Genomic DNA, 13,981 nt, shown 5'->3' with positions numbered 1-13,981 from the left:
TCTGGTTTACCGCGGAAGATACGCAATATGACTACCTAGCAAACCTTGTCGGCGCAGGCCGAGGAGGCGAAGGCGTCGGGTTTGGCCTTGAAGACGAATCCCATGCCGAGGATGTAGCCCATGGCTTCCTTCAGGGCCACGTTGCTCTGGAAGTGGGGATCGGTATTGATGTCGGCGTGGACCTCCAGCTCGACCTCGTGCTTGTCCAGGATCGAGCAGAGCGCATAGGCGATTTCCACCGAGCGTCCGACTTCCAGGATCATGCGTTCCCGCAGGCTCATCTTCATTTCGCTCTTGTAGTTGGCGATGAACATGAAGCCGCCGCGTTTCTCGCGCAGAAAAACGATAACGGTGGCGAATTCGACGGTTTTTCCCCTGACCTGGCTGTCGGTGCCGATGCAAACTTTGAGCCGGTATCCTTCGGCCCGTTCCCGGACTATGGTCTCTTCCACCGCCTCGGCGATGGGTTGGCTAATTCGGCGGCCGTCGTAGCGGCGCCATCTCATTTCGGTTAAAGCCTTCGTGTTCATGGGGTTGTCGTTATTCTACGCCTCTGCGTGAAGATAACCGAACCGGGGCGCTAGTAAGTTGCCGGGATGTTAACTTACCGACAATTCAGCAAAACCCGTTGCCCATTCACCCACCGACATCCCCCCCGGCAAGTTGCAGAATAGGGGATATTGGAGTTACTTTACCCTAATGCGGGAGAGCCAAGAAAAAGCCACGTCGACATCCCCCTTTAAGTTCAAGGAACTGAAGGTCTATAACTCCACGGAATACCTCTGGGACAACGGAAAAAAGTACCGTCAGGTGTTCGATCGCTTCGAAACGGCTTACATCTACACCGAACTGTCGCTGTTCAACAAACGCTTTGACGAGGAAGACTGGTCGCTCCACGTCGATCTCAAATGTTTTCGCAGTACCGAGCAGGGCAAGACCGAAATTTGCACGCTGTCCATCGATAAGGAAGTCAGCCGCTTCGACCACATCGTCTTCCTCCGGGAAGGCTGGGGAAACCAGAAACAGGGCACCTTCTGGAACGCGGGAACCTACTACTGGGAAGCCTACATCGGAGGCCAAAAAGTGGGCAGCAAGTACTTCTACGTCATCGAGCCGGCCGAATACCGCGATACCGACGACCGCGACGACGAGGAAGAGCCCAGAATGCCCGATAAGTACCTCAAACTGCTGTCGGTAAAGCTATACGAAGGTCCCTACGACGACGTCAGTGAGGACGATCGCATCTACCTGCGCCAATTTTCCAGTCAGGAAACCCGCTACATCTACCTCGAACTGCTCTTCGAAAACCTACAACAGGAGCAAGACTGGCACCTGGAGCTGTTCACCAAGTTTCAGAACGAAGCCCGGGAGGTCAAGGGGCAGGTGGCCCGCCTACAATCGGTTAAAAGCGACCAGGACACCATAAAGGTAACGGCCGGCTGGGGTGCCGCTAACCCGAACTTGTGGCGGGAGGACAACTATACGGCCGACATCGTTTTTCTTGATTCCCTACTGGCTTCGATCCGCTTCAGCGTACGGGACGAAGCCGTTGCGGGCAACCCTTCGGTCTACCTTCCCGGCAGCGACCGACCGGTGGTGCTAAACTCCGACGACGATGAGTCGGGCACCTTCGAGGACATTATGGTCAACCTGGACGCCCTCATCGGGCTGCACGAGGTAAAACAGCAGATGCGCGACCATGCCGTGTACATCCAGTTTCTGCAACTGCGGCAGCAGCGCGGGTTTGCGATGGACACCGGTATCGACGTCCACGCAGTCTTCAGCGGCAATCCGGGCACGGGCAAAACAACCGTCGCCCGGATGATGGGCAAGCTCTACAAGAAAATGGGCCTGCTGAGCAGTGGCCACACCGTGGTGGCGGACCGCGTAGACCTGGTGGGCGAGTACATCGGACAAACTGCCCCGAAAACGCGGGAGGTCATCGAGAGTGCCCGCGGCGGGGTGCTATTCATCGACGAGGCGTACTCCCTCGCCCGGAGCAACGACGACGGCAAGGATTTCGGCCGCGAGGTCATCGAGATCCTGGTCAAGGAAATGTCGAATAGCACCGGTGACCTGGCCGTCATCGTGGCCGGCTATACGGAGGAGATGGTGCGGTTCCTGGACAGCAATACCGGACTGAAGTCGCGCTTTAAACACCATTACGAATTCCGCAACTTCCTGCCTCAGGAACTCAGTCGCATCGCGGTTTATTCCGCCAATCAGCTCGGGGTAAAGTTGACCCTGGAGGCCAAGGCCCTCGTCGATGAAACGATCACCCAGGCCTTCCGCGACCGCGACCGGACCTTCGGCAATGCCCGCTACGTACACGACCTAATTGAAAAGGCGAAAGTACAAATGGCCCTGCGCCTGATGTCGCGCGACGAAACCGGCGCGACCCTCAGCAACGACCACCTGAGCACCATCGAAGCGGCCGACGTGCGAAAGATCAAATTGCTGCCCAGTCAGGAGCGCCCCACCATTCCGGTCAATGAACCCCTCCTGTCTGCTACCCTGACCGAGTTGGACAGCCTGGTTGGCATGGACAACATCAAGGATCAGCTCAACGAACTGGTTCGCCTGGTGCGCTACTACCGAAAGACCAATCGCGACGTACTCAACGCATTCCAATTGCACACCGTGCTGGTCGGCAACCCCGGCACGGGAAAAACCACCATTGCCCGAATCCTGGCAACATTGTACAATGCGCTGGGCATCCTGGAGCGGGGGCATATCGTGGAGACCGACCGCCAGGGGTTGGTTGCCGGATACGTAGGGCAAACGGCGGAAAAAACGGCGCGGGTGATCGAAGAAGCCATTGGCGGCGTACTCTTCATCGACGAAGCCTACTCCCTTACGCAGTTGAAGACCTCGCAGCGTGGCGACTTTGGCGACGAAGCGATTCAAACTCTGCTGAAACGAATGGAGGACCAGCGGGGAGAGTTCTTTGTCTGCGTAGCAGGATACCCCGATAACATGGACTCCTTTCTAAAGGCCAATCCCGGACTAAGCAGTCGGTTCGACAAAGTGCTGCGGTTCGAAGACTATAGCCCGAAGCAGCTTACTGAGATCGCCGAGCGCATGTTCCAGCAGCGTAAGGCTCAACTGACCGGTCCCGCGCGCACTCACCTGGAAAATTACCTCACCTTCCTGTACAAGTACCGCGACAGCTACTTCGGCAACGCCCGCACCGTGCGGCAGATCGTGGTCGACATACTCCGGCGCCACGACCTGCGACAGGCATCGGAAGATCGGGCGCAGTCAAGTAAACGATGCCGCATTCTCAAGGTCGACGTCGAGCACCTGAAGTTGGACACGAAGGAACTCTCCATCCAGCGCAAGCGTATCGGTTTCTAAAACTGTGTAAAGACTGATTCGGGAATGCTGTCCGTCACTTCGATGTCGGTCAGTTGGGCCCTTCCTCCCCGGTCTCCGGAGATCAGGATGCCGCTGTACTCCCGGTAACCATTGAAGGGCGTTTCCATAGCGGGGGCCTCATCGGCTGCGTTGCGGAAGAACTGCCAGGTATTGATGCGGTAGGTTTCCTTGTCGACGAACAGGCGGTAGCGGTTACCGGGCGTGTCTCCAACGTCTTTGAACGTCAGCTCGATCACTTCGGAGGGCCGTTGCTGCTTCGGGTCGGTTTCTTCCCCAATGTACTTGAGCGTTACCCCACTGTCCTTCAATTTAAAGGGTTGGATCAACCAGTAGCTGTCGTTGATGAACATGGAATTTGCCGACTGAAGGTAGATCGCCAGGCTATCGGGGTTGGTCATTTCTACGCCTTCCTTGCGCACGGCGCCGGTGAGATCGTCATCGCTGTAATCCAACAGGTAAATGATCTGCTTTTCCGGAACTTCGATGCGGACGCGGTCCTCTTCCTTGTCCCAGGTGAGGGTACGGGCACCGAAGAAATTCCACTTAAAGAAGCGAGCGTTGTCGAATGCCTGCCGACCTCCGTGGTGCTTTACCACGCTATCGGCGATCGCGATGGCGCGCTCGTCGGAACCAGTGGCATCGAACCCGTCCGCCGGAGGATTCTCGTCCCTGATTTCGATCGTTTCCGTCGTTGCATCGATTTCGGTCGACCCGCAAGCGTATACTGCAAGCAAGAGAAATAAGGAAAGGGGGAGCAGAGGTAGTTTCATAGCGGCGATAACAGCAAATCAGGGCATCAGTTCGGCTTCGAGGTAAACGGGGTGGTGATCGCTGAAGCGAAAGTCCTGATTAAGGGTTTTCACCCGCCGCAACCGCACGTTCGGGCTGGTCAGGAAAAAGTCGATCACGCTGCGCTGACTTCGGTGTGCGTCGTAGACTTCGTCGGACTTTCGTACCGTGGCTACCGCGGGATCGTATGCCCAGTTCCATCCCGGCGGGAAAAAGTCGAAGCCGACGCCCGGCGGTAAGATCGTTTCCTCCACCGTAGGGTTTAGGGAGAACCAGTTGAAGCCAGGGGGGAGCTGGTTCCAGTCGCCTCCCGCGATCACGTAGCGGCCCGCGGCGTAATCCTTCTTTACGAGCTCCCGGATGAAGTCCATCTGCTGTCGCCGCAGGCCCCCATCGCGGTCGTAGGCAGACAGGTGAAGGTTGTACAGGGCTAATTCGCGTCCACCCGCAACCGTGAACACCTGCCGCAGCACGCAGCGGTCAAGCTGAAACAGGCGGGTGGGCCAGGGAAATTCTCCCGGCAGCTGGATGCGTTCGGCAACGACCGATTGGTACCGGCTCAGAGTGACCAGACCGCTCTGTACCGCTCCGTAATGGTCCCAGGGCTGAAAAACCGGGAGGGGTACGCGCTTGCTCTGAAAGTTGGGGGCGTAGTAGGCCGCGTAGTCCGGGAGGGCCGCCCGGTCGAGGGCCAACTGATTGGTGTAGTAGCTGCGCCGGCTGGCCGTATCGACCTCCTGTAGTAAGAAAAAATCCGATTGGGTGGTCGCTAACGTCTGCTCCTGGCCGGCCACGTAGCGGTCAACGTTCTCGCGGGCGGCACGGGCCTTTCCCAGGTCGGTCCAGAAGAAGTCACCGCGGTTGTAGTAGAAGTAATCTTCGGCCCCCATTCCGCCGAACCCCACGTTCCAGGTGGTAAGGGTAATGATCGAGTCGGGCACTTCGTAGGAGGGGGAAGTCTGGCCGCCGCTGGGGCCCAAAGTAGCGGTGCCGGTGGGTTGCCAGTCGGTGAACGTTCCGTATAGCAGGATTCCGCCGACGTACGCAACCAGGAGAAAGAGGGGCCAGCGAATAATTTTCCAGACGTTGCGCATGTGGGGTAGACTATGTAGGATAACAAACCTTTGGGGGCAGAATTTGTAGACAACACCATGAAAATAGAACGCATACCCTTTGTTGAAGTACCCCAGTTTTCTAAACGAGATGTTGCCTACGCAACGGGTAGCGAAGACCTGAAACCATTTTACAACTACCCCGTCAGCCTGGAAGCTTTTCGGGAAGTCATACGGGATAAGACCAGGGACAATACCGACCGCGATCTCCTCGTGGATACACTCGAGCAGCAGTACGCTGACCTTGGCCTTGCGGGCGAAGCCCCCGCAAATTTACAGCTCCTGCGTTCCCGCCAGACCTTTACGGTAATTACCGCCCACCAGCCCTCGCTATTTACGGGCCCGCTGTACTACGTGCTGAAGATCTGCTCGGCCATTAACCTGGCGCGCCAACTCAACGAAGCCTATCCCGAGCAGCAGTTCGTGCCGGTCTTTATCAGCGGAGCGGAAGACCATGATTTCGAGGAGGTTAACCATACGTACCTCTACGGCAACCGCATCGAGTGGGAAAACGAAGGGGCCGGACCGGTGGGAAAACGACTGTCCGACACCCTCGGCTCGGCACTGGAACAACTGAAGGAAATTCTTGGCGACCGCGAGACGGCCCGCTCCGTATACGCACGCATCGAACGGGCGTATACCTCCCACGAAACCTACGGAATGGGTGCCCTGGCGCTCGTCCACGAGCTGTTCGGAAAACACGGTGTCGTGGTAGCGGACATGAGTCACCGCCCCTTCAAGGAGGCATTTCGGCATATTATGGAACGGGAGTTGTTCGACTCGGTCAGTCAGCCGCTCATCGAGGAGGCCCAACGGCAGCTGGAAGCACTAGGGTACAGCGGACAGGCCCACGCCCGCGACATCAACCTCTTCTACCTGACCGAAAAACCCGCCGGCCGCAACCGCATCGTACGGGAGGGGGAACGCTTTCGCATCCTGGATACCGATCTCGAATTCAGTACCGACGAGATGCGCCGGGAGCTGCAGGATCACCCCGAACGGTTCAGTCCCAACGTAGTCATGCGGCCCCTGTACCAAGAACTTATCTTTCCCAACCTGGCCTACATCGGCGGCGGCGGTGAAATTGCCTACTGGCTCGAGCGCAAGCAGCAGTTTGCGGCTTTCGGGATCAATTTCCCGATGCTGGTGCGGCGCAACTCGGCCCTGTGGATCGACCGCGGCAACCAGAAAAAGCTGGACAAGCTTGGACTGGATTACCGCGCCCTCTTCCGCGATGCCGACCTGATCATCCGCGATTACGTGGCCGAGCAGTCGGAGAACGAACTGAGCCTGGCCGACGAACTTGCCAAATTGGAATCCCTCTTTCGGGGCATCGCCGAAAAAGCCGAACGCATTGACCCTACCCTCGCCAAGGCAGTGATGGGGGAACACGCCCGCCAGGCCAAGGCGGTCGAAAATCTGGAGGGACGAATCAGAAGGACGGAAAAACAGCGCTTCGAAACGGCGATGAACCAAATTCGCGGACTGCGGGATAAGCTCTTTCCCGCGAACGGTCTGCAGGAACGGTACGATAACTTCCTGAACTTCTACCTACAGGAGGGCGAGCAACTATTCGAAGTACTGATCGAAGAACTCGATCCGCTGCAGGACGGACTGGTCGTGGTGATGCCGGACTGATCCACTTCCCCAAGCCCCCTACTCCAGCACCTGCCCCGCGCTGATGGAATCGCCGCGCAAGAAGTCGCCGGTCGACATTCGTTTCCTACCCGCCAACTGCACTTCCTCCACGATCAAATTTCCACCGGTACAGGCAACCTTTAGTTCGTTGTCTTCGACAATTACCGTGCCGGGCGGCAGGGTTTGGGAGCGAGTTTCGGCCCGGCTCCTGATAATCTTAAGTTGATTGCCGTCGAGCGTGGTCCAGGCGGCGGGCCACGGGCTCAGTCCCCGCACGAAGTTGTGTACCTCGCCAACCGGTCGGTGCCAGTCGATGCGGCACGTTTCCCGGTGAATTTTGGGCGCGGGGGTGGCCTGGGCATCGTCCTGCTTGCGTAGGGTATAGTCACCGGATTCGATCAGGCGGACGGTATCGACCACCAGTTCGGCCCCTTCCACCATCATGCGGTCGTGCACGTCTCCGGCCGTTTCGTTTTCTCCGATGGGCATCCGGTGTTGCAGCAGCACGTCGCCGGTGTCGATTTCCTGGCGGATAAAGAAGGTCGTGGCCCCCGTTTCGCGGTCTCCGTTGATCACGGCCCAGTTGATGGGGGCGGCACCCCGGTAGCGGGGCAGTAGGGAACCGTGGAGGTTGAAGGTTCCCAGGCGGGGCATCTGCCAGACCGCGGCGGGCAGCATTCTGAACGCCACTACGATCTGGAGGTCGGCACCCAGCGCGCGCAGCGCTTCCTGAAAATCACTCTCCTTCAAATTTTTCGGTTGCAGTACCGGGATTCCCAGCCGTACCGCAGCTTTTTTCACGGGCGACTCCAGCAATTTTTTACCGCCGCGCCCGCCCATTTTGTCCGTTGCCGTGATCACACCCACCACGCGGTATCCTGTCTCGATCAATTTATCCAGACTGGGCACGGCAAATTCCGGGGTACCCATGAATACAATTTTTAGCTCCTTACTTTCCATCCCGCAAAGGTATGGGGCGGGGCCGCAGGTGCAGGCGAAATCCGGTAAATAGCGGGCGGATTTGGTGGCATCACCTACCTTTCCACTATGGTACAGGAGTTCGGATGGAAAAATGAGCGGGGCTTACAGATTTACGCCGCCGACTGGCACGTGGCCGATCCGCGCGCCGTCATCGGCATCATTCACGGACTGGGGGAACACTGTCGCCGCTACGATCACCTGGCTGCCTTTTTCAACGAGCGCAACATCGCGGTGATCGGGTACGACCGACAGGGCTTCGGCCGCAGCGAAGGAAAAAAGGGGTACGCCAAGAATTACCGGGATTACCTCGACGGGGTGGCCCAGCTGCTGGTACAGTGCGAGCGACGGTACCCCGACCGCCCCGTCTTTCTGTACGGCCAGAGCATGGGTGGACAGCTGCTGCTACACTACCTCATCCGCCGCAAGCCCGCCATAAGTGGCGCCATCGTGAGTTCGCCCCACATTGCCGAAGCCTTTTCCCCGAATCCGGTAACGGTGGCCGTAGGTAAGCTGATGCGCAGGCTCTACCCCACCTTCACCCTGAGCAACCAACTCGACCTGACCAAGATCAGCCGGGACCCCGCGGTAGTTGCGGCCTACCGGGCGGATCCCTACAATCATGATCGGTTGAGCAGTCAGACCGGGATTGACCTGCTGGAACGTGCCGCATTTCTACAGGCCTATTCCGGAGGGTTGCACGTCCCTACCCTGCTGCTCCACGGGACTGCGGACGGACTCACCTCCCACGACGCGAGTGCCGCCTTTGCCGAGCGCAACCCGCAACACCTCACTTTCCACAGCTTTCCCGGCATGTACCATGAGCTACACAACGAGCCGGAAAATGAGGCAGTTATGCAACTTATCGGGGAGTGGGTTGATGAAAGGTTGCCGTAAGGGGGCGGCAATACATTATTCCGGACGCAATATTTGCTACATTTCCTATGAGTAGCTTGGTGTCGCGACCGGATATGGTTTCCCGCGGAAAGTGGTCAGCCAATTCCCAAATCTTTCCTCCAGTTCGGCCATATTGTGAATCCTGTGTCTATGCATCGGCGACGTTCACAATCGATCACCTGCCGGCGGAGGGTGAGTTACGGACTGTGGCCTACGGACCGGCAAACAGTGGGGACCAGCACTTATTTTGTGGGAGAGACACCCCCATTGGGTCGGCGCGGACAAATAGGTTAGTCGCGCCGTCCGGTATTGCTCCTATCGTTATAGGATTAGGGCAGACGGCATAGCTAGTGGCCGTTTGTCGCGACGGTTTAGTATATAATGAGAGACCTATCCGAACTCGTTGAGTTGGTCGGGACTGATTACGATTCCTGTACCACTGAAAACCAGCAACGGAAACAGCTGCGCACCCTTTTTAAGCTGTTGCAGACAAAAAAGGAGGTGACCGCCGGGGCGGCGGCCCGGGCCCTGGGGATGAACCCCGGATCCGCTGCCTTCCGTAAGGTCAAACATACCCTCAAGCTCGACTTGCTTAACCTTCTGTGTACGGTACAGCCCCAGGATCGGAACACCGACCAACGCAAGCGGAAGTACAATTACGTTTGGAAACTGATCGTGATTGGCAAGCAGCTGCGGACCACGGTGAGCTCCGGGGTTCTGCTCCCCTTTCTGGAGGAAGCCTTCCGCATCGCCGAGGATCAGCAATTCTACCACGCTGCGTTCGAGGCCGCTACCATGCTCCGGCGGCAGTACAACAACCGCAATTTTAGACCCGATCGGTACGTGTACTTCCGGGACCGGGCCGGCCATTACCGTGAACTGTCATGGGCTTACCATGACGTGGTAACTGACCTGAACGAAATCTTTTATTTGCGCAACAGTCGCGAAGACAGCGCGACGGTCCGGCGGGCGGCTGCCGAGGCATACCGGCGTAGCGCTCACCTGATCGAGCGGTTCGATGTGGCCATGATCTCTTACATCGTTTACCTCATCGAGCTCAATGTATACCTGGCCGAGAACGATTACGACCGGGTTATCCAGGTTGCAAACAAGGCCATTGCCTACCTCGAAGGGAAGCCCGATGCCCAATCGACCATGTTTCAAGTATTCGAAGCCAACCTCTCCGTTGCCTACACCCAGCGCAACGATTACACCAACGGCATGGCCTTTGCCCGAAAATTGTTGGCCAAGACCGGCACCGAAGATCACAACTACATCAAGGTATACGAGCTAATGCTCGTGCTGTCCCTGCGCGCCGAAAAATTTCAGCAGGCTTACGACATCTACCGGACGATTCGCCCCACTCTCGTGGGTCGTAACTTGCTTAGGTATTATTACGAAACGTTTCGGATTATTGAAGCTTATCTGTATTTGCTGTTCCGTATGGACCAGATCGAAATCGATGGTGAGGATCGCACCTTCAGTCGCTTCAGGATCAGCCGTTTCCTCAACTCTTTTGAACATTCCGCGGCGGAGAAAAGCCACCGAAACGTTCACCTCCTCATCATCGAAATCGTGGGGCACATCGTCACGAAGCGGCACAGCAAAACTGCCTACAGCATTGAAGCGGTGGTAAAGTACGCCCGCCGTCACCTTAGGGATAAGGGGCACCGGCGCATTAAGCTGTTTCTGAAGGCGCTGAGCCAACTGTCCGCGCAGAGCTTCCACCGGTCTGCGGTCGAGCGACATTCCTCCCGCTACCTCAAACAACTGGAGAAACACCCGATAACGGATGCTCACCTGGATTACTACATGGAGTTGATCCCCTTCGACACCCTATGGACCTTGATTCTGCAGCAGCTTGGCTATAAACGGGTCCGCAAGCGCCGGGAACAATCGGACGAAACATGAACGCCCACCTGCGGGGCAGGCGGGCGTTGAGACAATGGTGCGGAGGAAGAGGGATTCGAACCCCCGGTACCTTGCGGTACGTCGGTTTTCAAGACCGGTGCATTCAACCACTCTGCCATTCCTCCGGAAGGGTGATTTCTTGGGGCCGCAAAGGTAGCACAGTAGCGCGGAAGATGCAAGATGCCAAGCTTCGCCCGCCCCACGAAATTTTTCGGCCACCGTGTGCAACCTATTCGCAACGGTTCTCCGGTCGGGAATCCAGGGTACGCCGTTCGGGTGGATTTCATTGCTCCTGCGCGCCGCCGCCGGCATTGCGATTGCGCTGCTTATCTTTGCCCGAATTTTGACAGACGCACTCCCCCATGCCAAAGGATACATCGATTAAATCCGTACTCATCATCGGTTCCGGGCCGATCATCATCGGCCAAGCCTGCGAATTCGACTACTCCGGGACGCAGGCCAGCCGCAGCCTCCGGGAAGAAGGGATCGAGGTGACCATCCTCAACCCGAATCCGGCCACGATCATGACGGATCCGATGACGGCCGACAACGTTTACCTGCTGCCGCTGACGATCGAAAGCGTGGAGCAGATCCTGAAAGAACAAAAGATCGATGCGGTCCTGCCCACCATGGGCGGCCAATCGGCCCTGAACCTCGCCATCGAGTGCGGCGAAGTCGGTATCTGGGAACGGTACAATTGCCGCCTCATCGGCGTAGATCTGGAAGCCATTGAACTGGCCGAAAACCGCGAGCTCTTCCGCAAACACATGGAAGAAATCGGACTGAAGTGCGCCCCGGCCATGATCGCCAACTCCTTTCTGGAGGGAATGGAGGCCGCCCAGGAGATTGGCTTTCCACTGGTTATCCGGCCGTCCTATACCCTGGGTGGATTCGGCGGTGGTTTCTGCTTCGACGAGGAAGACTACCCCGAAATGCTGCGTCGCGGGCTCGACGCCAGTCCTACCCACGAGGTACTGATCGACAAAGCGGTGCTGGGCTGGAAAGAATTTGAGCTCGAACTACTCCGTGATGCCGCCGATAACGTGGTCATCATCTGTACGGTCGAGAACTTCGATCCAATGGGTATCCATACCGGCGATTCGATCACGGTAGCGCCCGCCATGACCCTCTCCGACACCGCCTACCAGGAGATGCGCGATCAGGCGATTCTCGCCATGCGGTCGATGGGCAATTTCGCCGGCGGCTGTAACATTCAGTTCAGCCAGAATCCGGAAACGGAAGAGCTGATCGTCATTGAAATTAACCCCCGCGTTAGCCGTTCCTCGGCACTCGCCTCGAAAGCAACCGGTTACCCCATCGCTAAGATCGCCGCGAAACTGGCCCTGGGCTACCGCCTGGACGAACTGAAGAATCAGGTCACCAAGACCACCTCCGCCTACTTCGAGCCTACCCTCGACTACGTGATCGTCAAGATCCCCCGCTGGAATTTCAATAAATTCCCCGGTGCCGATCACCGGCTCGGCCTGCAGATGAAGTCGGTCGGTGAAGTGATGGGCATCGGTCGCAATTTCCTGGAAGCCCTCCAAAAGGCCTGCCAGTCGTTGGAGAACGGCCGCGCAGGACTGGGTTCCGACTTCAAGGAGTGGATCAAGACCGATGACATCCTGCATCGACTGGAAAACGTCAGCGAAGACCGCATTTTCCGCCTGAAGGATGCCCTGCGCCTTGGGGTGCCCCGCAAGACGATTCAGAAGCTCACGAAGATCGACCCCTGGTTCATCAACCAGATCAAACGGCTCGTAGACATTGAATCGGAAGTGATGAAGTTCAACGTACCGGAAGACCTTCCGGAGGAATTCTTCCGTCAGCTCAAAGAACTGGGTTATTCCGACATTCAAATCGCCTACCTGCTCCGCGTCGACGAACAGGCCGTCACGAAGCAGCGCTACAAACTCGGCATCCGCCGGGTGTACAAAATGGTCGATACCTGTGCGGCGGAATTCAAGTCGGACACTCCCTACTTCTACTCCACCTTCGACGGGGAAAACGAGAGCATTCCCTCCGACAAGAAAAAGATCATCGTACTCGGCTCCGGTCCTAACCGAATCGGACAGGGTATTGAATTTGACTACTGTTGTGTGCACGGACTTAAAGCGGTACATGAAGCGGGCTACGAGTCCATCATGGTCAACTGCAATCCCGAAACTGTCTCGACGGACTTCGACACGGCCGACAAACTGTACTTCGAGCCCGTGTTCTGGGAACACCTCTGGGAGATCATCGAACTGGAAAAACCCGAGGGTATCATCGTTCAGTTGGGCGGCCAAACCGCGCTTAAACTGGCCGATGAGCTTACCAAGCGGGGCGTTAAGATTATTGGATCGAGCTACGATGCCCTCGACCTGGCCGAAGACCGTGGACGCTTCTCCAACCTGCTTAAGGAACTTGATATCCCCTACCCCAATTTCGGAACGGCAAAGGATGCCGACGAAGCGCTCGACGTTGCCCACCGCGTGAAGTACCCCGTGCTGGTACGGCCCAGTTACGTACTCGGCGGTCAGGACATGCGCATCGTGATCAACGACGCGGAACTGGAACGGCACGTCCTGTCGATCTTTAAGAAGGCTCCCGACGATGAAGTACTCGTGGACCACTTCCTCGACCGCGCCAAGGAGGCCGAAATCGATGCGATCTGCGACGGCGATGAAGTGCACATCATGGGCATTATGGAGCACATCGAGCCTGCGGGAATTCACTCCGGCGACTCTTCGGCGGTCCTGCCCACCTACTCTCTCAGTGTCGCAACCGTGAATACGATGCGGGAGTACGCCGAGAAACTCGCGTTCGCCCTCAAGATTAAGGGGCTGCTCAACGTACAGTTCGCGATCAAAACCGACAAGGAAACGGGCGAAGACAAGGTGTACGTCATCGAGGCCAACCCCCGGGCCTCCCGCACGACGCCCTTTATCGCTAAGGCCTATAAGGTGCCCTACCTGAATATTGCCACGAAGGTGATGCTCGGCACCCACAAGCTGAAGGATTTCACCATCAATCCCCAGCCCAGCGGGTACGCGATCAAGGTTCCGGTGTTCAGCTTCAACAAGTTTCCCAACGTCGATAAGCAACTAGGCCCGGAAATGAAATCTACCGGAGAGGCCATTCGCTTCGTTAAGGACATGACCGATCCATTCTTCCGCGAGCTCGACCGCAACCGAAGCCAGTACCTGACGCGGTAACCTTACGCTCCGGGTTATTCCGGAAGGCGATTGGCAGATTTAGTTCGGCGCTAGCTACCTTTAGCTAAATTCGATCTACTG

9 protein-coding genes and 1 tRNA gene are annotated in these 13,981 nt (G+C 57.3%); 5 read left to right on the top strand and 5 right to left on the bottom strand.

What is annotated here, in order from left to right; genetic code table 11:
* Positions 1–35: 35 nt before the first annotated feature.
* A complete protein-coding gene (locus GGR28_RS02530; RefSeq protein ID WP_183494140.1) occupies positions 36–506 on the bottom strand; it encodes a ribonuclease H-like YkuK family protein in 471 nt (156 codons plus the stop codon).
* 193 nt (positions 507–699) lie between these two features.
* Here GGR28_RS02530 and GGR28_RS02525 point away from each other — a divergent pair, with 193 nt between their 5' ends.
* The gene (locus GGR28_RS02525) at positions 700–3,357 is read left to right on the top strand and encodes an AAA family ATPase (RefSeq protein WP_183494139.1); all 2,658 of its coding nucleotides are present in this window, start codon (positions 700–702) and stop codon (positions 3,355–3,357) included.
* Here the strand turns inward: GGR28_RS02525 and GGR28_RS02520 are convergent.
* Complete coding sequence (locus GGR28_RS02520; RefSeq protein ID WP_183494138.1) at positions 3,354–4,148, bottom strand: hypothetical protein; 795 nt, start codon at positions 4,146–4,148, stop codon at positions 3,354–3,356. The two genes, GGR28_RS02525 and GGR28_RS02520, sit on opposite strands and share 4 nt — an antisense overlap.
* A gap of 18 nt (positions 4,149–4,166) precedes the next feature.
* Complete coding sequence (locus GGR28_RS02515) at positions 4,167–5,261, bottom strand: endonuclease/exonuclease/phosphatase family protein (RefSeq protein WP_183494137.1); 1,095 nt, start codon at positions 5,259–5,261, stop codon at positions 4,167–4,169.
* Between the two features lie 57 nt (positions 5,262–5,318).
* Between GGR28_RS02515 and bshC the strand changes: the two genes are divergently transcribed.
* Positions 5,319–6,917 carry a bacillithiol biosynthesis cysteine-adding enzyme BshC gene (bshC, locus tag GGR28_RS02510; protein WP_183494136.1) on the top strand — a complete coding sequence of 533 codons (1,599 nt, stop codon included), beginning with the start codon at positions 5,319–5,321 and terminating at the stop codon, positions 6,915–6,917.
* An 18-nt stretch (positions 6,918–6,935) separates the two neighbouring features.
* Here the strand turns inward: bshC and fmt are convergent, their stop codons facing one another.
* The gene (gene fmt, locus GGR28_RS02505; RefSeq protein ID WP_183494135.1) at positions 6,936–7,877 is read right to left on the bottom strand and encodes a methionyl-tRNA formyltransferase; all 942 of its coding nucleotides are present in this window, start codon (positions 7,875–7,877) and stop codon (positions 6,936–6,938) included.
* Positions 7,878–7,964: 87 nt separating this feature from the next.
* Here fmt and GGR28_RS02500 point away from each other — a divergent pair, with 87 nt between their 5' ends.
* Positions 7,965–8,792 carry an alpha/beta hydrolase gene (locus tag GGR28_RS02500; protein WP_183494134.1) on the top strand — a complete coding sequence of 276 codons (828 nt, stop codon included), beginning with the start codon at positions 7,965–7,967 and terminating at the stop codon, positions 8,790–8,792.
* Positions 8,793–9,173: 381 nt separating this feature from the next.
* Entirely contained in the window at positions 9,174–10,703 is a 1,530-nt protein-coding gene (locus tag GGR28_RS02495; protein WP_183494133.1) for a tetratricopeptide repeat protein, read from the top strand.
* A 40-nt stretch (positions 10,704–10,743) separates the two neighbouring features.
* On the opposite strand, the gene GGR28_RS02490 is transcribed toward GGR28_RS02495, so the two are convergent.
* Positions 10,744–10,828 (bottom strand) — tRNA-Ser (locus tag GGR28_RS02490).
* 237 nt (positions 10,829–11,065) lie between these two features.
* Between GGR28_RS02490 and carB the strand changes: the two genes are divergently transcribed.
* Positions 11,066–13,900 carry a carbamoyl-phosphate synthase large subunit gene (gene carB / locus GGR28_RS02485; protein ID WP_183494132.1) on the top strand — a complete coding sequence of 945 codons (2,835 nt, stop codon included), beginning with the start codon at positions 11,066–11,068 and terminating at the stop codon, positions 13,898–13,900.
* Positions 13,901–13,981: the final 81 nt, after the last annotated feature.

The organism is Neolewinella aquimaris (assembly GCF_014197245.1).
GTDB lineage: Bacteria > Bacteroidota > Bacteroidia > Chitinophagales > Saprospiraceae > Neolewinella > Neolewinella aquimaris.
Note: the sequence above shows the minus strand (reverse complement) of the source record. Positions and strands in the feature narration are given on the sequence as shown.

Excerpts from the sequence above, each read along its gene's own strand:
- GGR28_RS02520 (WP_183494138.1), bottom strand. The coding sequence starts at position 4,148 with ATGAAACTACCTCTGCTCCCCCTTTCCTTATTTCTCTTGCTTGCAGTA.
- GGR28_RS02530 (WP_183494140.1), bottom strand. The coding sequence starts at position 506 with ATGAGATGGCGCCGCTACGACGGCCGCCGAATTAGCCAACCCATCGCC.
- GGR28_RS02500 (WP_183494134.1), top strand. The coding sequence starts at position 7,965 with ATGGTACAGGAGTTCGGATGGAAAAATGAGCGGGGCTTACAGATTTAC.
- carB (WP_183494132.1), top strand. The coding sequence starts at position 11,066 with ATGCCAAAGGATACATCGATTAAATCCGTACTCATCATCGGTTCCGGG.
- fmt (WP_183494135.1), bottom strand. The coding sequence starts at position 7,877 with ATGGAAAGTAAGGAGCTAAAAATTGTATTCATGGGTACCCCGGAATTT.
- bshC (WP_183494136.1), top strand. The coding sequence starts at position 5,319 with ATGAAAATAGAACGCATACCCTTTGTTGAAGTACCCCAGTTTTCTAAA.
- GGR28_RS02515 (WP_183494137.1), bottom strand. The coding sequence starts at position 5,261 with ATGCGCAACGTCTGGAAAATTATTCGCTGGCCCCTCTTTCTCCTGGTT.
- GGR28_RS02525 (WP_183494139.1), top strand. The coding sequence starts at position 700 with ATGCGGGAGAGCCAAGAAAAAGCCACGTCGACATCCCCCTTTAAGTTC.
- GGR28_RS02495 (WP_183494133.1), top strand. The coding sequence starts at position 9,174 with ATGAGAGACCTATCCGAACTCGTTGAGTTGGTCGGGACTGATTACGAT.